At 71.0% G+C, this 19761-nt stretch carries 12 protein-coding genes and 1 pseudogene; 3 read left to right on the forward strand and 10 right to left on the reverse strand.

What is annotated here, in order from left to right:
• Window positions 1-667 precede the first annotated feature (667 nt).
• The 6 genes from IE290_RS35230 to IE290_RS35255 form a co-directional block, all read right to left on the reverse strand.
• Window positions 668-2047: an FAD-binding oxidoreductase gene (locus tag IE290_RS35230; protein WP_191249065.1), complete on the reverse strand. Its 1380-nt coding sequence runs from the start codon at window positions 2045-2047 to the stop codon at window positions 668-670.
• A gap of 80 nt (window positions 2048-2127) precedes the next feature.
• Window positions 2128-2928 (reverse strand): ferredoxin, encoded by an 801-nt coding sequence (locus tag IE290_RS35235; RefSeq protein WP_191249066.1) that lies wholly within the window; start codon window positions 2926-2928, stop codon window positions 2128-2130.
• A complete protein-coding gene (locus IE290_RS35240; RefSeq protein ID WP_191249067.1) occupies window positions 2925-3764 on the reverse strand; it encodes an immunity 49 family protein in 840 nt (279 codons plus the stop codon). Before IE290_RS35240 ends, IE290_RS35235 begins: the two co-directional genes overlap by 4 nt.
• A 22-nt stretch (window positions 3765-3786) precedes the next feature.
• Window positions 3787-7167: a DUF8616 domain-containing protein gene (locus IE290_RS38125; RefSeq protein ID WP_229874903.1), complete on the reverse strand. Its 3381-nt coding sequence runs from the start codon at window positions 7165-7167 to the stop codon at window positions 3787-3789.
• The gene (locus tag IE290_RS35250) at window positions 7164-7541 is read right to left on the reverse strand and encodes a type VII secretion target (protein ID WP_191249068.1); all 378 of its coding nucleotides are present in this window, start codon (window positions 7539-7541) and stop codon (window positions 7164-7166) included. The genes IE290_RS38125 and IE290_RS35250 overlap by 4 nt, the downstream gene beginning before the upstream one ends.
• An 8-nt stretch (window positions 7542-7549) precedes the next feature.
• The gene (locus IE290_RS35255) at window positions 7550-8068 is read right to left on the reverse strand and encodes a YbaB/EbfC family nucleoid-associated protein (RefSeq protein ID WP_191249069.1); all 519 of its coding nucleotides are present in this window, start codon (window positions 8066-8068) and stop codon (window positions 7550-7552) included.
• 248 nt (window positions 8069-8316) lie between these two features.
• Here IE290_RS35255 and IE290_RS35260 point away from each other — a divergent pair, with 248 nt between their 5' ends.
• Window positions 8317-12000, forward strand: coding sequence for a multifunctional oxoglutarate decarboxylase/oxoglutarate dehydrogenase thiamine pyrophosphate-binding subunit/dihydrolipoyllysine-residue succinyltransferase subunit (locus IE290_RS35260; RefSeq protein WP_191249070.1), 3684 nt, complete (start codon window positions 8317-8319; stop codon window positions 11998-12000).
• Between the two features lie 496 nt (window positions 12001-12496).
• Here the strand turns inward: IE290_RS35260 and IE290_RS35265 are convergent.
• Window positions 12497-13684, reverse strand: a pseudogene (locus tag IE290_RS35265) (S8 family peptidase); the annotation flags it as partial.
• A 185-nt stretch (window positions 13685-13869) separates the two neighbouring features.
• Here IE290_RS35265 and IE290_RS35270 point away from each other — a divergent pair.
• Window positions 13870-14799 (forward strand): hypothetical protein, encoded by a 930-nt coding sequence (locus IE290_RS35270; protein WP_191249072.1) that lies wholly within the window; start codon window positions 13870-13872, stop codon window positions 14797-14799.
• Here the strand turns inward: IE290_RS35270 and IE290_RS35275 are convergent.
• The gene (locus tag IE290_RS35275; RefSeq protein WP_308431413.1) at window positions 14735-15835 is read right to left on the reverse strand and encodes an ABC transporter ATP-binding protein; all 1101 of its coding nucleotides are present in this window, start codon (window positions 15833-15835) and stop codon (window positions 14735-14737) included. The genes IE290_RS35270 and IE290_RS35275 overlap by 65 nt on opposite strands.
• Before the next feature lie 56 nt (window positions 15836-15891).
• On the reverse strand, window positions 15892-17112 hold the full coding sequence (locus IE290_RS35280; protein ID WP_373300628.1) for an NAD(P)-dependent malic enzyme: 1221 nt from the start codon (window positions 17110-17112) through the stop codon (window positions 15892-15894).
• 393 nt (window positions 17113-17505) lie between these two features.
• On the opposite strand from IE290_RS35280, the gene IE290_RS35285 reads away from it, so the two are divergent.
• The gene (locus IE290_RS35285; RefSeq protein WP_191249074.1) at window positions 17506-18108 is read left to right on the forward strand and encodes a dTDP-4-dehydrorhamnose 3,5-epimerase family protein; all 603 of its coding nucleotides are present in this window, start codon (window positions 17506-17508) and stop codon (window positions 18106-18108) included.
• On the opposite strand, the gene IE290_RS35290 is transcribed toward IE290_RS35285, so the two are convergent.
• Window positions 18105-19703: a GMC oxidoreductase gene (locus tag IE290_RS35290; protein ID WP_191249075.1), complete on the reverse strand. Its 1599-nt coding sequence runs from the start codon at window positions 19701-19703 to the stop codon at window positions 18105-18107. The genes IE290_RS35285 and IE290_RS35290 overlap by 4 nt on opposite strands.
• Window positions 19704-19761: the final 58 nt, after the last annotated feature.

Consider the following 19761-nt stretch of genomic DNA (forward strand, 5'->3'; position numbering starts at 1 on the left):
CAGGGCCGCAACCCTCGCTGGGTCGCGAGTTGACATGCCAACCTTGCGGCCCTGGCTCAAGGTGATATGCACAAACCGCAGGCGACGGGATGACCACCCAGCGACCACCTCGCCAAGGTGACGGGCGTGCTTTTCCGTCATCCCGGAGCCTGCCCGTCCGGCGAGGACATCTCTTGATCTTTAGTCTTGCCCTTGGGCAGGCGAAGAGCCCGCCCTGCGGGCGGATAAAAAAGCGCCTCACGGCGCCAAAGGTCACCTTACGACCACCCCCGCCCCCGCTCCTTGATTGTGTTTCAGTCGCCGAGCAGGCGTGTCAAGGCGGGAAAGAGTACCTTGACACGCCTGATCGGCGACCAAAAGCAGGCTGTGGATCGGGGGCGGGGGAGGTCTGGTTGGGGTAGTCGGTCTTTTTGCGTTGCCGGCCGCCGGATCGCTGGGCTGCCGCGCGGCCGCTCGACCACCGTCCCCACTGCCGTCGCCGACCGCCGGAACGCACAACTGCCGCACGGCCACTCGACCGCCGACCTCACTGCCGCCGCCGACCGGCGGATCGCTGGGCTGCCGCGCGGCCGCTCGACCACCGTCCCCACTGCCGTCGCCGACCGCCGAATCGCCGAATCGCAGAACTGCCGCTCGACCGCCGTTGCCGGGCGGCGCCTGTCTGGTGCTAGATAAAAACCTTCCCCGGGTTCAGGATCCCCAGTGGGTCCAGCGCCCCCTTCACCGCGCGGTGCATCTCCAGCACCTCCGGGCTCACCTCGCGCCGCAGGCCGCCGCGCTTCAGCAACCCGATTCCGTGCTCCCCGGTCACCGTGCCGCCCAGCTCGACCGCGTCCGCGATGATGTCCTCGAACGCGGCCTGCGCACGTCGCCTTGCCGCGTCGTCGCCGATGGGGGTTATCAGCAGCGGGTGCAGGTTTCCGTCGCCGGCGTGGGCGATGTTCGCGATCAGCGTGTCGTGCTCGGCGGCCGCCTTTTCGATCCGCGCCAGCATTTCCGGCACCAGCGCTCGCGGCACGCAGACGTCCTCGGTGAGCACCGGGCCGAGCCGCTCCAGCGCCGGGTACGCCAGGCGCCGGGCGTCGAACAGCGCCTCAGCTTCGTGCTCGTCCGTGGACACCGCCGCCCACGTCGCCCCGGCCCGCTCGAAGCACCGCAGGATCGTGCGGGCCTCCTCCTCACCGGCATGCCCCGGAGTGTCCACGCGGCCCAGCAGTACCACGTTCGCCTCGGTGGACAGGCCCATGTTCTTCCACGCGTCGACCGCCTCGAGGCAGTGCCGGTCGACCAGCTCCAGCGCGGACGGGATCACCCCGGACGCGGACACCGCGCTGACCGCCTCACCCGCGGCGATCACCGAGTCGAAGTAACCGGCGATCGTGCGCTCGGGCTCGCGCTGCGGCCGCAACCGCACGGTCACCTCGGTGATCACGCCGAGCGTGCCCTCGGAGCCGACCATCAGCCCGCACAGGTCGTACCCGGCGACGCCCTTCGCGGTGCGCCGGCCCAGCCGCACGACCTCGCCGCGCCCGGTGACGACCTCCAGCGCGAGCACGTAGTCCCGGGTCACCCCGTACTTCACGCAGCACAGCCCACCGGCGTTGGTCGCCACGTTCCCGCCGATCGTCGACCACGGCGCGCTCGCCGGGTCCGGCGGGTACCACAGCCCCTGCTCGGCGCAGATCGCCCGCAGGTCGTCGTTCACGACGCCCGGCTGCACGACCGCGAGCCGCTCGGCGGGGTCGATCTCCAGGACCGAATCCATCGCCTCGAACGAGATCATGATGCAGCCGTCGACGGCGTTCGCCCCGCCCGACAAGCCCGTCCCGGCCCCGCGGGGCACCACCGGGACCCCGTGCTCGCCCGCGAACCGCACGACGTCGCGCACCTCACCGGTCGAGCGGGGCCGCACCACCGCGGCGGCCTGCCCGTATTCGGCCCACTCCGCGTGGTCCTGCAGGTAGGACTCGACCACGACCGGGTCGTCGACCACGTGCTCGGCCGGCACGACCCGCCGCAGGGCGGCCACCAATGTCGGGGAATCCATCACAACCTCCACCAGGGAGGCTACCGCTGCGACGACGGCCCCCGGAGCCGCTGAGCCACAGGTGAGACTCCCGCTACAGCTCAGGTCACCGCGGCGACCGCGCGGTCCCGGGCCTGCTCGTCGACCTCGGGCACGACGAAGCCGCGTGCCCGGATGTGCGCGACCAGCTCCGGATCCGGCGCGACCCCGTGTTCACGCAGGTAATGGGTCACCGCGCCCGGCCACACCCACTGGCCGTCCGTCCGGAAGTTCAGCGGCACCGAGGCCGGCTTCCCCGGGTCGAACTCGTCGACGGCGAAACCGCGCGCGGCCAGCACGACCGGCGCCGATTCGAGGTACTCGAGGACGCGGTCGCGTTCGGCCGGCGCCAGCGGCTCCCGCCGGACCACCGGCCGCCCGTCCGCGTCGAGCCCGTCGTAGACGCGCGGCGTGCGCACCTGGACGTCCACTTCGGACCGTGGCTGGGCCCGCTCCCGCAACCACCTCGGCACGTGCTCCTCGGCGCGGGGGAAGAACCGGAGCTCGTCGGCGAACCCGATCGGCGGCGGCACCTGACGCCAGCGCGGCTCGTGGTCGATGACGTAGTCCGCCTGCGGCGGACGGCCCGGATCGAACACCACCACCGCCGCCAGCCAGGTCCCCCGCCCCGGCTGGTACATGCCGGCCCGCAGCCGCCCGAGCAGCTGGACCACCGGCGGAGGCGGCGGCGCCGGACGCGCGACCCCGTCCGGGGTGACCACCGCGACGTCGACCTCGACGTGCCGCCCAGCGGCGCGGTACTCGACCCGCATCTGGCGCCAGCCCGGCGGAACGGCGCCCGCGAGCAGCTGCCCGACCTGGCCGAGGATCTGCCACTGCGGCGGCGTGACCGGCTGGTTCACGGCCGCGAGCCGGACAGCAAACGGGCGGGCAGGTAGTCCGATTCGACGTCGAGGGTGAACCCGACAGCCTGCCCCAGCACGGCGACGGCGAGCGGGGCGAGCGCGACGAACCCTTCCGCGTCGGTGGCCCGGTCGCGCGCCGTCCAGTACTCCCGGTGCAACTCCAGAGCCTGCACCAGGGCTTCGTTGAAGCGCGCCGCGTCCCGCCGCAGGATGTAGTAGAACATCTTGATCGGCGGGTAGACCAGCTGCAGCATCGCACCCCGCGGCGTGACGCGCGCCGAGTCCGGGTCGGTGCCGTCCATCGCGGGCGTGAACATCGACGGTGGCACCCGCTCGCGGCGCAGGAACGCCTGCACCGACTCGATCCACGGGTACACGTAGGGATCGTGGTCGACCCCGGAGGCGCGGAGCAGGTCCAGCGGCACGGCGGCCAGCTCCCGCACCCTCGCCTCGTCGCGGAGAACCACCGCGTGCCACACCGCGGTCAGCCACCTGCCCGCGTTGGCGTGCCGGCCCGGACCGGTCGCCGGCAGCTCGAACCGGTTGTCCCCCAACTGGTATCCGACCGTGCCCGCGGACGCCCCGGCCATGGCGAAGGTCGCCGCGGCCGCCTGGCCGGCCAGATCGAACGCTCGCCAGGTGGCCGGGTCCGCGGCGCCCGGATCGAGGATCGTCCGGTTCCGCGCGACCAGCGTGGCCCACCGGAAGACCGTGTCGACCGCGTCGGCCTTCTTCTCGACGTAACCGAGGAACTGCCCCAGCCTGGGCTCGGCGGCTTCCACCTCACGGCTCGCGGCCTCGCGGTCGACGGGGTGCCGGGGAACGGTCGTCATGAAGTCGCTGTCCTCACGTCGTCTATTCGCCGAACGGCGGGCGGTAATCGTAGCCCAGATAAGGCTTGTATTCGTATCCGAGGTTCACGTGCGGGGAATCGGTTTCGTCGACGAGCGCGCGCACTTCGACGTAGTCCAGGCGGCCGTCGAGCTTCGCCAGCTCCAGGTCCGCGGCCAGGTCGCGGTCCGGGATCCGGCTCGCCACATCGGTGAAGTAGTCCGGGTGCCCCTGCCCCACGACGCGGTTTTCGCCGGGCAGATACCGGGAACTGGGCTGGCCGCCCGGCCCCTTGGCCTCGTGCACGATGTAGTGCGGTGGTTCGCCCGGTTTGTAGTGCACCTCCCAGATCTGGTCGAAATTGCCGGATCCGGGTTTGCCGCCGTCGGTCGAGTGGCGCGGGACGATCTCGCCCATGACCTCGCCGGTGCCGGCGTCGACCACCTGGTACCGCTGGCTCCCCGGCCCGTGGTCCGGGGATTCGCGCAGGGTGATTTCGCGGTCGGGGAACGCCTCGCTGAAATCGCGGTGCACGCGGTCGCGGATCGCGTGTTCGGCCGCCCGCTCGCCGAGCGCTTCCGAAGCGTCGTTCCGCTGGTTGTGCGCGTCGGCCCAGTCGTCGGAGTCCTCCGGGGTTTCCCGGTACCGCTCGATCTTTTCCTCACGGTCGGCGATCCGGTCGTCGATGGCGTCGTAGTCGTCGTCGCGCCAGTCCTGGCTGTGGTCGGGAAAGTCCGGCTGGTCGCCGCCGGTTTCCGGCGCGCCGGGACGGGTCTCGGCGGGCGTGTCCGGAGTGGACGAGTCCGGCGGGGTGCCGGGGTCGTCGGCCTGCCGGGTGGGCGGGTAGACGCGCGAGCGGTCCCCGTCGAACTCGGCCCGTTCCACCGGTGGCCGGTCCGACTTGAAGGCCGGTTTGCCGTCGACGAGGTCGAGCGGCGGCGGCGGGTTCCGCGGGTCGACCCGGTTCGGGTTGACGACCAGCTCCTCCACCCCGTCGGCGCGGGTGCGCCGGTAGTAGTGCTCCTCGATGTACTTCGGGTCGGCGATGTTCTCCCGCGGCGTGCGACCGTCCGGGCCGGGGCGGTCGCGCCAGTCGGCCGGCTCGTCCCCGCGGTCGCGGGCGTCCGCGGGGTCCACGTCCTGCTTGTCGGCGTCCCGGGTGCCCGGGGTGAAGCCGTCGTCGCCGGCGCGGGAGGTCGTGCCGTCGGGCCGGTGGATCTCCCACTCACCGTTCGGCGGGATCTTCGGGCGCGGGCGGCCGTCCGGGCCGATCTCGTAGTCGGAGGAGTAGACCCGGCCCTGCGAGTCGCTCCAGCCCGGCTTGGTCGGCGCCATCACCTCGGTGTCCAGCTCGCGGGACAGGCGGTGCGCGAAGCCGTTGGCGCTGCTGTCGCAGCCGAGCAGGCGGATCGGGCCGCCGTCGTAGCCGGGGTTGCGCCGCAGGATGTCGGCGAACTCCTCCGGCGTGTAGTAGCGGTCGCCGATGCGCGCGCGGCCGTCCGGGGTCACGTGCACGTCGACGGTGTGCCGCCCGTCCGGGTCGGGCCGCACGCGCTGCGGCAGGTCGCCCATGTCCGGGTCACCCGCGTGGTAGGAGGTGCCGGCCGGGGTGGGCTCGGCGTGCCGCTGGTTGACCTCGTCCGGGGTCAGCGGGTCCTGGTCGCCGTGACCGGTCTCCGGGCTGTCCTGGCCCGGGGTGTCCGGGTCGCCGCGGTGCGGGTCCGGTGCGTGGTCGGCGGGCCGCGCCGGTGCGTCACCCCGGGCGGCGACCTCCGGCGTGCGGGAGACGGGGGCGTCGGGGGCGCGGGCGCCCGGCGTGCCGGTCCAGCCGCCGCCGGGCCGGGCGGCGGGCGAGGCCGGGGCGCCCGGCGCGTTCGGCGAGGTGGGTCCGGCGACCGGGCTCTGCGGAGTCTGGGGCGCGTCCGCCGGGCGGGACGCGGGCACCGGGCCTGGCTCGGCCGGTGCGCGCGGGGTGGCCGGGGGCGCTACGGAACTCGCCGAGGTGTGGCCGGAGCTGTGCGGTGTGCTCGACCCGGACGTGGGGTCGGCGGACGGCCGGCTCGCGGGCGTGTCGGGCGAGTGCGCCGGGGTGCCCTGTGAGTGCGCCGGCGTCCCCGGTGAGCGCGCGGGCGCGTCCGGCGAATGCGCTGGCGCGTCCGGTGAGTGCGCCGGCGTATCCGGTGAGTGCGCCGGCACGTCCGGCGAGTGCGCGGGGGTCCGCGGTGAGCTGCTGGTCTCCGGCGGCCGCCCGGGGGCATCGGCGTCCCCGGTGCGCGGGGTGTCGTCGGCGGCCCGCGACGGCGACCGCGGCGAACTGGGCGCGTCCGGGGCCTCGTCGGCGGCCCGCACCGGCGACCGTGGGCCGCTGGGCGCGTCCGGAGCGTCGTCGGTGTTCCGCAAGGGCGAGCGCGGGCCGCTGGGTGCGTCCGGCCCAGTCGGTGCGTCCGGCCTCGAGCCCGGCGTGCTGGTGGTGGGCGATGTCCCCGCCGGGCTGCCCGGCCCGTCCGGCGACGACGGCGCGTCGGTGGCGCGGGCGGCCGTGCCGGCCGGCGAGGTGTCCGGCGATCGGGGGCCGTCCAGGTGCGGGGCGTCGATGTTGCGGGCGCCCGCGGACGGCGTGGACGGGGACGGGCCATCGGCGCCGCCGAGTTTGCGGCCGATCCCGCTCAGCTTCTGGATGATCTCGTCCAGCTTGCCGATGATCCGGCTGATCCGCGGCGACACGTTGCCGATCGTCTTGACCAGCTTGCGGATGAAATCCGAGATGCGGGTGACCGCGCTGGAGATAGCCGCCGTGGCTTGAGCCGCGATCAACGGCGTGGCGAACCCCAGCGTGCACGCTGCCTCCAGCGCCCAGGTGATGAGCTTGCCGACCAGCTCGGCGACGATGTCGCGCACCATCTCGCGCACGAACCCGACGACCATCCCCATGATCATCACGCCGGTCGAGATCCCGTCGGCCAGCGACGCCGCCCCAGCGATCGCCTCGGCCTGCTCCGCGCCCGACTCGCGGTAGGTGTCCGCGCCCTGGCCGGTCCAGCCCGCCGTGCCGCCGTCGACCTCGTTCTTCAGGTCGACCGCGATCGCGCCGACCTCCTTGGCCACGTTCGCCCAGGTGTCGGAGAACGACTGGATCACCGGCGGATCCCCGGCCAGCCAGTCCAGCGCCTCCTTCAACGGCCGCACGTGCTCGATCAGCCACGCGACCCCGTACTGCGCCAGCGTGCCCAGCGGGTCGATGACCATCGACAGGACCTCGAGCCCGGTGCCGAGCGCACCCAGCCCGCCCTCGACCCACGACCCGTCCTTGATGCCGTTGGACAGGTCCTGCGCCGACTCCAGGATCCCGATGCCGGTGACCGCGGTCGTCTGGGACTGCGCCTGCGCGACCAGCGGGTTGCTCATGTCAGGGGCTCACCCAGCTGCTTGACCGCCTGCCGGGTGCCCTCGTCCTGGCCGTCGTAGCTGGTGACCGTCGTGCGGACGTTGCCAGCCGTGCCGGTGACCGACTCCGTCGCCGTCTCCAGCGCCCGGATGCCCATCTGCTCGAACGGGTCGAGCATCATCGCGAACGGCTGGCAGATCACGCCGAACGCGCTGTTGTTCATGCTCACCTGGCGGGCCGCGTCGACAGCGGTCCGCAGGCGTTGTGCCAGCCCGTCGACCTTGCCGGCGTGCGTGCCGAGCTCGTCGGTGAGCACCTCGTAGCCGGCGGCGGCCCCGCGGGACGCCGAACCGCCCGCCCTCGCCGCGGCACCCCGCGCGAAGCTGCTGGTCATCGCTCCCCCTAGTCGCGTCGCAGGAAGGACTGGTCCCCGAAGTCGTCGTCGTCATCGCGCCGGGGCGGCGCCGGCCGGCGTGGCTGCCGCGGCGGCTCGTCGTCGGCCTCGGTCTCGATCCGCAGCTGACGGCCCGGCGCGGGCGGCTCGGGGTCCTCCGCCGGAGGCTCCGGGAAGTTTTCGGCCGCGGTCCGCACGATGTGCTGCGCCGCGCTGTCCGACTCGCCCACGGTTCCGGCCACGATCTCCTGGATGACCTGCGGATACTTCGACTGGGCCTTCCGCATCGCCTTGAGCACGTTGGCCGCGATCTCGTCCGGGCTCATCGACCGGACCGCGTCGGTCATCCGCACGCCGGTGGGGATGCCGTTGTTGCCGACGGTCACGCTGACCGCCCCGTTCGCCACCGATTCGGTGATCGAGATCTGCTCGACCTCGTGCTGCATCGCCTGGAAGCGCTGCGACCGCTCGACCGCGTCGCGCTCCCAGTCGTCGACCATGCGCTCGATGTCCGACAGATCCGCCACCGAAGACCCCTTCCGCTCCTCCTAGAGACGGCCCGGCGACCGTACCGGTTCCACACCGGTCCCGTACTCGATATCGGCAGGTCCCGTACCCGACCGGATGCGCGCTGGACCGATCAAGTGAGGAATCCCAAACCCCAGTCCCGGGACTTGGGCCACTTCGGTCACAACGGCGAACGCGAGGGGGTTAGCCTGGTAGGCGCATCAAGCGGACAACAAGATCGAGATATGGATAGAGGCGAGTCCCTGCCGTGTCCAGCAGCAGCCCTGCGTCACAGTTCGGCCCCAACGAATGGCTCGTCGAGGAGATGTACGACCAGTTCCTCGCCGACCCCTCTTCAGTAGACGCCGCATGGCACGAGTTCTTTTCGGACTTCAAGCCGACGCAGACCACCGAGTCGAAGCCGGACGCCGCCCCCGCGCCCGTCCGTGAGCAGCCCGCCAAGCCGGGCAACGGCCAGGTCAACCAGGCTGCGACTGCCCCGGCCGCGCCCGCCCAGCCGAAGCCCGCCGCGAAGCCGGCCGCCCAGCCCGCGAAGCCCGCCGCCGCCAAGCCGGCCGCCGCGGCGTCGAAGCCGGAGGCGACCGAGCCGGAGAGCAAGCAGCTGCGGGGCGCCGCCGCCGCGATCGCCAAGAACATGGACGCTTCGCTGGCCGTGCCGACCGCCACCAGCGTGCGCGCGGTGCCGGCCAAGCTGATGGCCGACAACCGCATCGTCATCAACAACCACCTCAAGCGCACCCGCGGCGGGAAGATCTCGTTCACGCACCTCATCGGCTACGCGATGGTGCGGGCGCTGCAGGACTTCCCGAACATGAACCGGCACTACGCGCTGATCGACGGCAAGCCGCACGCCGTCACGCCGGAGCACGTCAACCTCGGCCTCGCCATCGACATGAAGGGCAAGGACGGCGGCCGCACGCTGGTCGTCGCCTCGATCAAGAACTGCGAGAACATGACGTTCCGCCAGTTCTGGCAGGCCTACGAGGACATCGTCAAGAAGGCCCGCAACAACAAGCTGACCGCGGACGACTTCGCCGGCACCACCATCTCGCTGACCAACCCGGGCGGCATCGGCACCAACCACTCGGTGCCGCGGCTGCAGGCCGGCCAGGGCGCGATCATCGGCGTCGGCGCGATGCAGTACCCGGCGCACTTCGAGGGCACCAGCGAGAAGACCCTGGTCGACCTTGGCGTCAGCAAGATCATGACGCTGACCTCGACCTACGACCACCGCATCATCCAGGGCGCCGAGTCGGGCGAGTACCTCAAGCGCATCCACGAGCTGCTGCTCGGCGGGGACGGCTTCTACGACGACATCTTCACGTCGCTGCGGCTGCCCTACGAGCCGGTCCGCTGGGTCTCCGACATCCCCGAGGGCGAGATCGACAAGACCGCCCGGGTGCTGGAGCTGATCGACGCCTACCGGATGCGCGGCCACCTGATGGCCGACACCGACCCGCTGAACTACCGCCAGCGCCGCCACGAGGACCTGGACATCCTCTCGCACGGCCTGACGCTGTGGGACCTCGACCGCGAGTTCGCGGTGGGCGGGTTCGCCGGCCAGCAGAAGATGAAGCTGCGCGACGTCCTGGGCGTGCTGCGCGACTCCTACTGCCGGACCGTCGGCGTCGAGTACACCCACATCCTGGACCCGGAGGAGCGCCGCTGGATCCAGGACCGCGTGGAGGTCCCGCACGCCAAGCCGGACCCCAACGTCCAGAAGTACATCCTGTCGAAGCTGAACGCGGCCGAGGCGTTCGAGACGTTCCTGCAGACGAAGTACGTCGGCCAGAAGCGGTTCTCGCTGGAGGGCGGCGAGACGGTGATCCCGCTGCTGGACACCGTCCTGGACAAGGCCGCCGAGCACGAGCTGGACGAGGTCGTCATCGGCATGCCGCACCGCGGCCGCCTGAACGTGCTGGCCAACATCGTCGGCAAGCCGATCTCGCAGATCTTCCAGGAGTTCGAGGGCAACCTCGACCCGGGCCAGGCGCACGGCTCCGGTGACGTGAAGTACCACCTGGGCGCGGAGGGCAAGTACTTCCGCATGTTCGGCGACGGCGAGACCAAGGTGTCGCTGGCGTCCAACCCGTCCCACCTGGAGACCGTCGACCCGGTGCTCGAGGGTATCGTCCGCGCCAAGCAGGACATCCTCGACAAGGGCGACAGCGACACCGGCGGCTTCTCGGTGCTGCCCGTGCTGCTGCACGGTGACGCGGCCTTCGCCGGCCAGGGTGTCGTGGCGGAGACGCTGAACCTGGCGCTGCTGCGCGGCTACCGCACCGGTGGCACCGTGCACATCATCATCAACAACCAGGTCGGCTTCACCACCGCGCCGGAGCACGCCCGCTCCTCGCAGTACGCGACCGACGTGGCGAAGATGATCGGCGCCCCGATCTTCCACGTGAACGGGGACGACCCGGAGGCGGCGCACTGGGTGGCGAAGCTGGCCGTGGACTACCGCCAGGCGTTCAACAAGGACGTCGTCATCGACATGATCTGCTACCGCCGCCGCGGCCACAACGAGGGCGACGACCCGTCGATGACGCAGCCGGCGATGTACGACATCATCGACACCAAGCGCTCGGTGCGGAAGACCTACACCGAGTCGCTGATCGGGCGCGGTGACATCTCCGTCGAGGAGGCCGAGGCTGCGCTGCGGGACTTCTCGAGCCAGCTGGAGCACGTCTTCAACGAGGTCCGCGAGCTGGAGAAGCACCCGATCGCGCCGAGCCCCTCGGTCGAGGAGGAGCAGCAGGTGCCGGCGAAGGTGCCGACCGCGGTGCCCGCCGAGGTCATCGAGCGGATCGGCGACGCGTTCGTCAACGTGCCCGAGGGCTTCACCCCGCACCCGCGCGTCAAGCCGGTCATGGAGCGGCGGCACAAGATGTCCCGCGAGGGCGGCGTCGACTGGGCCTTCGGCGAGCTGCTGGCGTTCGGTTCGCTGGCGATGGAGGGCCGCCTGGTGCGGCTGTCCGGTCAGGACTCCCGCCGCGGCACGTTCACCCAGCGCCACTCGGTGCTGATCGACCGCAAGACCGGCCGGGAGTACGCGCCGCTGCAGAACCTGGCCGACGAGCAGGGCCGCGTGATGATCTACGACTCGGCGCTGTCGGAGTACGCGGCCGTCGGCTTCGAGTACGGCTACTCGGTCGCCAACAGCGAAGCGCTCGTGCTGTGGGAAGCGCAGTTCGGTGACTTCGTCAACGGCGCCCAGACGGTGATCGACGAGTACATCTCGTCCGGTGAGGCCAAGTGGGGCCAGCGGTCGGACGTCGTGCTGCTGCTGCCGCACGGCCACGAGGGCCAGGGCCCGGACCACACGTCGGGCCGCATCGAGCGGTTCCTGTCGCTGTGCGCCGAGGGCTCGATGACCGTCGCGGTGCCCTCCACCCCGGCGAACTACTTCCACCTGCTGCGCCGCCACGCGCTGGACGGCATCCAGCGTCCGCTGATCGTCTTCACGCCGAAGTCGATGCTGCGGAACAAGGCGGCGACGTCGGGCCTGGAGGACTTCACCGGCGACTCTAAGTTCATGTCGGTCATCGACGACGCGCACGTCGAGCCCGGCAACGTGCGGAAGGTGCTGCTGACCTCGGGCAAGCTCTACTGGGAGCTGGTGGCCGAGCGAACCAAGCGCGAGGCCGACGACGTGGCGATCGTGCGGATCGAGCAGTACTACCCGCTGCCGAAGAAGAAGCTGCTGGCGGCGCTGGAGCGCTACACCGGCGCCGAGGTCGTGTGGGTCCAGGAAGAGCCCGAGAACCAGGGCGCGTGGCCGTTCTTCGGCCTCCACCTGCCGCGCATGTTCCCGGACGTGCTCGGCAAGCTGGACGTGGTCTCGCGGCGCCCGATGGCTGCCCCGTCGGCCGGTTCGTCCAAGGTGCACGAGGTGGAGCAGAAGGCCCTGATCGCGAAGGCGTTCAGCTGATCTAGCAACAGAAGAAGGCGCCCCTCCTCAGCCCCGAGGAGGGCGCCTTTTTCTTTGCAACAAACCGCAAGCCGGCAACGAAGAGCAAGCGACTACCCCAACCAGACCTCCCCCGCCCCCGATCCACAGCCGATCTTTGGTCGCCGATCAGCGCCGTGAGGCGTCTTTTTTGCCCGCCCGCAGGGCGGGCTCTTCGCCTGCCCCAAGTCACGTCTAAAGATCAAGAGATGTCCTCGCCGGACGGGCAGGCTCCGGGATGACGGGGACCGTTGTCGCCTCACCTTGTCGAGGTGGGAGCTGGGTGGTCATCCCGTCGCCTTCCGGTTTGTGCATATCACCTTGAGCCAGGGCCGCAAGGTTGGCATGGTCGGCCGCCGGTTGGCGGCCTGGGTTGCGGCCCTGGCTCAAGGTGATTGTTGCGGTGTCAGGCGACGGGATGACCACCCAGCTCCGGGTTTGGTTCACTGCACGGCGCTGGCGCGCCGCCTTTTGCTTATGCGCCGGTGTAGAGCAGGACGTTCGGGCTGTTGGTGCCTGGGCTCGTCACCTTGCCCGTCGTGCCGGCGGATACCAGTGCGTCGCGCACTTGCTGCGGCGTGGCGGCTGTGTGGGTTGCCAGGTAGAGCGCTGCGGCGCCCGCCACGTGCGGGGTTGCCATCGACGTGCCGCTGATCGTGTTCGTGGCGCTCGTGCTGCCGATCCAGTCCGAGGTGATGCTGCTGCCGGGCGCGAAGATGTCCAGGCAGCTGCCGTAGTTCGAGTAGCTCGCCCGGGCGTCGGTGCTCGTCGTGGCGCCTACCGTGATCGCTGCGGCCACCCGCGACGGGGACGACGTGCAGGCGTTCGTGTTGCTGTTGCCCGCCGCGACCGCGTACGTCACGCCCGCCGCGATGGACGCCTTCACCGCGTTGTCCACCGCGGTCGAGACGCCGCCGCCCAGGCTCATGTTCGCCACCGCCGGCTTCACCGCGTTCTGCGTGACCCACTCGATGCCGGCGATCACCTGGTCGTAGGTGCCCGAACCCTCGCAGTCGAGCACCCGCACGGCGGTCAGCTGCACCCCCTTCGCCACACCGTACGCCGCACCACCGACAGTTCCGGCGACGTGCGTGCCGTGGCCGTTGCAGTCACTGGCGGTGGAGTCGTTGTCGACGAAGTCGTACCCGGACTTCGCGCGGCCGCCGAAATCGCTGTGGGTCAGGTTGATGCCGGTGTCGATGATGTAGGCGTGCACGTTCGACGCGGTGGTGGAGTAGTTGTACGCCTTGTTCAGCGGCAGGCTCCGCTGGTCCACGCGGTCCAGGCCCCAGGACGGCGGGTTCGTCTGCGTGGCGGCGATCGTGACGCGCCGGTTCTGCTCCACGAACGCCACCGACGGATCCGCCGCGACCCGCTTGGCCTGCGACTCGCTCATCGTCGCCGAGTAGCCGTGCAGGGTCCGGGAGAACGTGTGGTTCACCCGGCCGCCGAGCTTGCCGGTCACCTCGCTGACCAGCGACGACACGGGCGACGCGGATTCCTTGAACACGACGATGTAGCTGTCGGAGATCGCGCCGGCCGCGTCCGCGCCGACGATCGACCCCTCCTGGGCGGAAGCGGGAGCGGCGAACCCGACGGTCGCGACCGCCGCGGCCGCGACCGCCACACCGAGCGATCTGGCCTTGGCGAGCAGGGACTTGGACATGGATCCTCCTTGGCAGGGCCGGTGCGCTGAGCTGGGGATTCGCCCACCGCACCGCAAGGGGTGAGACTTTTTCACGCTAGGACCGCGTCTGCGCCCCGCGGAAGGACTGGCACCCGGGTGGCTCCCGGCGAAAGTAGGGGGACCAGTAACCCGGTGTGGGAAACTGCTCACCTGGGGGTGACGACATGCGCAAGGTCGGATGGTTGTTCCTGACGCCGTTCGTGGCCTACCTGTACGGCCCGTTCTGGCTGGCCCGCCAGCTCTTCGGCCCGTACCAGTTGCTGAACCTGTTCAAGTTCTCCACGAAAGCCCTGCCCTCCCCGCTCCGGCCCGACGACACCATCGGCGAGGCCGTGGACGTGACGCTGGAGCGGGTCCTCACGAGCCGGGCGCTCGTCGCCGCCGGCTTGCTCACCCTGGTGCTGCGCTTCGCGGTCGACCCGCGCGGCGCCGTCGAGCACGTGGACGAGGCGTTCAACGACGCGCTCACCGACGGGTTCTTCGTCCTGATCATCGCCCCGATCGCGGTCGTGCTGCTGGTGCCCGTGCTCATCGCGATTTCCCGCGACCGCGCCGAAACCGCTCGGGCCGGCCTCTGGCCGATCGGCGTGGGTGTCTTCGGATTCGCGCTGCTGTGCGCGTTCTTCGAGGTGCCGGTGCCGCCGGTGCGGGACGCGGTGCGCGCGGTGATCCGCTTCGTGACGTTCGACAGCTTCCCCATGCCGCTGATCGACCTGGAGGTCGAGAAGCTGACCCCGCTCGCCGCGGGGGCGCTCGTCTGGCTCCTGCTGTTCGTCGTCGCCGCCGCCTACCTCGCGCACCGCAACGGGCTGGCGCGCCGGGGGTTCCGGCAGCGGCGCCGCCTGGCCGTGCTCGCCCCGCTGGTGTCGGTCGTCGTGGTGTGGACGACGCTCATCTGCAAGTTCGCCTGGGACTTCCCCGGGTTCGACGGGCTGTCCGGCTGGCGCCTGGCGGTGATCGCCTACTCGACGCCGGTCGCGGCGACCCTCGTCGCCGGTTACGAGCTGCGGCGGCTCGCGCGCGAGGAGATCACCCTCCGGCAGCCGGTGTGGCGGGAGCCGCCTCGATCACGTCCAGCACCTGCCGCGCCGTGACCGCGCCGACCGCCTTGCCCGTCTCGTCCACCACGACGCCCAGCCCGGCCGGGGACGACAGCGCCGCGTCCAGCGCGCCCCGCACCGAGGTGCCGCGCCGGTAGAGCGAACCGCCGGCGACCAGGTCCGACTCGGCCAGCGCACCGTCCACAGTAGAACCCGGCGAGAGCCACCCGCGCGGCTGGCCCGAGTCGTTCACCGCGAGCAGCCACTCGCCGGCCGGGCCGGCGACCTCGTCGCCCAGCGCGACCGTTGCCACGTCGCGCACTTCGACTCCGGAAGCGTCCACAAAAGACAGTCCACGATAGCCGCGATCCCGCCCCACGAAGGACGCCACGAAGTCGTCCACCGGGTGCCGCAGCACGTCGGCCGGGGTGCCGTACTGCGCGAGCCGCCCGCCGACGCGCATCACGGCCACCTTGTCACCCAGCCGAACGGCCTCGTCGATGTCGTGGGTGACGAACACGATCGTCTTGCCCAGCTGGGACTGCAGCCGCAACAGCTCGTCCTGCAGGCCCTCCCGCACGATCGGGTCCACGGCCGAGAACGGCTCGTCCATCAGCAGCACCGGCGCGTCCGCGGCCAGCGCCCGCGCGACCCCGACCCGCTGACGCTGACCACCCGAAAGCTGCGCCGGATAGCGCTTGCCCAGCTCGGCGGGCAGACCGACGATCTCCAGCAGCTCGGCCGCCCGGTCGCGGGCCTTCCGCTTGCCCCACCCGGACAACACGGGCACGGTCGCGACGTTGTCCAGCACCGTCCGGTGCGGAAACAGCCCGGCGTTCTGGATCACGTACCCGATGCCGCGCCGCAGCACCGGCGGATCCGACTCGCGGATGTCCTTGCCGTCCAGCAGGACCCGGCCCGCGGTCGGCTCGACCATCCGGTTGATCATCCGCAGCGAGGTCGTCTTCCCGCAGCCGGACGGCCCGACGAACACCGTGATGGTGCCGTCCTCGACCGTGAGGCTCAGGTCGTCGACGGCGAGCGTGCCGTCCGGGTAGCGCTTGGTCACGCCGTCGAACTCGATCAACACGCCCTCCCCGCGAAGCCTTCCCGGAGACGCGCTGGAACGCCCCCGGGAAGGCCAGCTTAGCCGGTGACGCCGTCCTCGATCGCCGCCTTCGCCACGGCGGCGGCCACCTCGGGGGCGACCCGCGGGTCGAGCGGGCTGGGCACGATGCGGTCCGGCCCCAGGTCGTCCTGCGCGACGGCGACGATCGCCTCGGCGGCGGCCAGCTTCATGTTCTCGGTGATCGCCCGCGCGCCGGCGTCCAGCGCGCCCCGGAACACGCCGGGGAAGGCGAGCACGTTGTTGATCTGGTTGGGGAAGTCGCTGCGCCCGGTCGCCACGATCGCCGCGTACTTGGCGGCCTCCCGCGGGTGGACCTCCGGGTCCGGGTTGGACAGCGCGAACACGATCGGGTCATCGGCCATGCCGGCCAGCAGCTCCGGCTCGATCGTCGACCCGGACAGCCCGAGGTAGACGTCCGCGCCGCGCAGCGCCTCGGCCAGGCCACCGCGCAGACCGGCCTTGTTGGTGGTCTCGGCCAGCTTCTCCTTGACCGGGTTCAGCCCGTCCCGGCCGGAGTGGATGATGCCGCGCGAGTCCAGCACCGTGACGTCGGCGACGCCGGCCTCCTGCAGGATCTTCGCGCACGCCACACCCGCGGCGCCGGCGCCGGAGATGACCACCCGCTGCTGGGCGATGTCCCGGTCGAGCACCAGGTTCGCGCCACGCAGCGCGGCCAGCGTCACGATCGCCGTGCCGTGCTGGTCGTCGTGCATGACCGGGCAGTCCAGCGCCTCCTTGAGCTTGTCCTCCAGCTCGAAGCAGCGCGGCGCGGAGATGTCCTCGAGGTTGACGGCGCCGTAGGACGGGCGCAGCCGCACCAGCGTCTCGACGATCTCGTCGACGTCCTTGGTGTCCAGCACCAGCGGGATCGAGTCCAGCCCGCCGAAGGTCTTGAAGAGCACCGACTTGCCCTCCATGACCGGCAGCGACGCGCTCGCGCCGATGTCGCCCAGCCCCAGCACCGCGGTGCCATCGCTGACGACGACCACGAGCCGGTGCGCCCACGTGTAGCGCTGGGCCAGCTCGGCGTTCTCGGCGATGGCGCGGCTGGCCTTGGCCACCCCCGGCGTGTAGGCGATGGAGAGGTCACGCGGCTGCGAGATGGGTCGCGTCGCCGCCACCGACAACTTGCCGCCCTCGTGCCCGCGGAAGATCTCGTCGTCGGTCACCGGCGAATCGTCGGTACCCGTCGGCGGCACTGCCTCGGCCGCCGTGCTCTTGCTGACCTCGTCGTCCATCGATGTCCCTGTCCTCGTATCAGAGGTCTGAGCGTAGGTCATGGAAAAGAATCCCTCCCGGGACCGTGTGCGGGGACACTGCCCCATCCCCCAGTGGCGTCGTTGATCTCGCAGCTCGGTAGCCCGGGCGCGGTGGCGCCGGCAGCCGGCTCGGCGTCCGTCTCGGCCGTGCGGAGCCCTTGGTGAGGCGACGGCCGCGGACGCGGCGGTCCCCCCAGTGTTGCAGGCCGCCCACCGGTTGTGTTCCCGAGGTGCGGCTGATGTCACAAAAAGCGGAGGTCACACGGGTGATAGCAAGACGTCCGTCCGGCTTGGGAGTGCCCGGCTAGAGGCCGGCCCCTCGCCCACCACCACCCTCAACGGAAGCGCTTCGCGCTGCTCTATGTTCTGGGTATGGAGGTCCGCCCGCTCGCCGTTCCCGACGCCTACGAGTTCACCCCACGCTCTTTCCCGGACCACCGCGGGTTGTTCGTCGCGCCGTTCCAGGAGGCGGCGCTCGTCGAGGCGATCGGGCACCCGCTGCACGTGGCGCAGACGAACCACAGCGTGTCCCGGCGGGGAACGATCCGGGGAGTGCATTTCGCCGACACCCCGCCCGGGCAGGCGAAGTACGTCTACTGCCCGCGCGGCGCGCTGCTCGACGTCGTGGTGGACGTGCGAGTCGGCTCGCCAACCTTCGGCACCTGGGACGCGGTGCGGCTCGATTCGGTGGACTACCGCGCGGTCTACATCGCCGAGGGCCTCGGGCACGCGTTCGTCGCGCTCGAGGACGACACGGTGATGGCTTACCTCTGCTCGACCGGGTACAACCCGTCCGGCGAGCACGGGATCACGCCGCTGGACCCCGAGCTGAAGCTCCCCTGGCCGTCGGACCTCACCCCGATCCTGTCCGAAAAGGACGAAACGGCCCCGGCACTCGCCGAGGCCGCCGCCTCCGGGCTGCTGCCGGCCTACGCCGACTGCGTCGCCCACTACGAGAAGCTCCGCGCCGGCTAGAAGTCCTCGGCCAGCACGCGGGCGATGTTGCGCTCGGCCAGCGCGGTGATCGTGACGAACGGGTTCACTCCCGTGCTGCCGGGGATCAGCGAGCCGTCCGTGACGTAGAGGTTGCGGTAGCCCTTCACGCGCCCGTACAGGTCGGTCGCCTTGCCCAGCACCAGCCCGCCCAGCGGGTGGTAGGTGAACCGGTTCTCGAACGCCCGCGTGTCGCCGAACAGGTCGTACCGGTAGATCGTCCCGTTCGCCGAGTTGATCCGGTCGAACAGGCTCTTCGCGGCGTCGATCGACGGCTGGCCCTGCGCGACGTCCCACTGCAGCACGGCCTTGTCCGCCCCCGGGTCGTATTTGAACCACCCGCGCTCGGGGTTCTTCGTGATCGCCAGGTACAGGCTCGCCCAGGTCTCCAGCCCGGCCGGCACCGGCGCGATCTCGGCGAACACCGGGTGCACCGGGTCGTCCCAGGCGTCGATGCCCAGCGCCGGCATGCCCGACTCGAGGGCGCCCACCGGGTCCCACACGTGGTTGGCCCGGCCCAGCATCACGTTGCCGTTGGTGCCCCAGCCCTGGCCGACGTCCTCGCCGAGGTCCGGCAGCTTGCCGGTGTCGCGCGCCCGCACCAGCAGCTCGGTCGACCCGAGGCTGCCCGCGCCGAGGAACAGGTACTTGGCGCCGAGCTGGCGCACGCCGAGCACGTTGCCCTCGGCGTCGATCTGCCGCACGGTCAGCGTGTAGGTGCCGTCCTGCTGCTGGGCGATGTCGCGGACCTCGGTCAGCGTCTGGATGGTCACGTTGCCGGTGCCCAGCGCGGCGGCCAGGTAGGTCTTGTCCAGCGAGCGCTTGCCGTGGTTGTTGCCGTAGATGACCTCCGAGGCCAGCGCCGAGCGCGGCACCTCGCCGGCCTCCTCGCGGCGCATGTAGTCGAAGTCGTAGACGCTGGGCACGAACGTCGTCTTCAGCCCGGTCTTCTGCGCGTGCTTACGGGACACGCGCGCGAACTGGTAGGAGGCGCAGGTCTCTAACCAGTCCGGGTCGATGTCGTTGACGCCGAGCATGGAGTTCGCGAGCGGGTAGTACCTGCCGTACATCTCGTCGGCGTCGACCTCGGGCAGGATCTCCTCGAAGTACCAGCGCTTCGGCGTCACCGCCATCGCGCCGTTGACCAGCGAGCCGCCGCCGACGCCGCGGCCGACGTAGACCGACATGTCGCCGAAGTGCACACGGTCCAGCACACCCGCGTACGGGTCGATGTTCCGGTTGGCCAGGTCGAGCCACAGGAACGAGGCCAGCGGCGCCTCCGTGCGGCTCTTGAACCACGACGACCGGCGGTCCGGGCTGAGCATGTCCGAGAAGATCTTGCCGTCCTCGCCCGGCGTGTTCCACAGCTGGCCCATTTCCAGCATGAGGGTCGGGATGCCGGCCGCCCCGAGGCGCAGCGCCGTGACGGCGGCGCCGTAGCCGGTGCCGACGACGACGGCCGGCGAGTAGTCGGGGGCCGCCGAGGCGGAGGTCCGGGTCGAGATCGTGGTCAGCCCGAGCGTGGCGGCGGAGCTGAGCGCGGTCAGGCCGAGGAACCGGCGTCGAGACAGAGACATACGCGAACCATATTCGGATTAGCGGTAAACGGTGTTAAGTTCACCCTAGTGGACCAAT

The organism is Amycolatopsis deserti, assembly GCF_014653945.1.
Classification (GTDB): Bacteria; Actinomycetota; Actinomycetes; order Mycobacteriales; family Pseudonocardiaceae; genus Amycolatopsis_E; species Amycolatopsis_E deserti.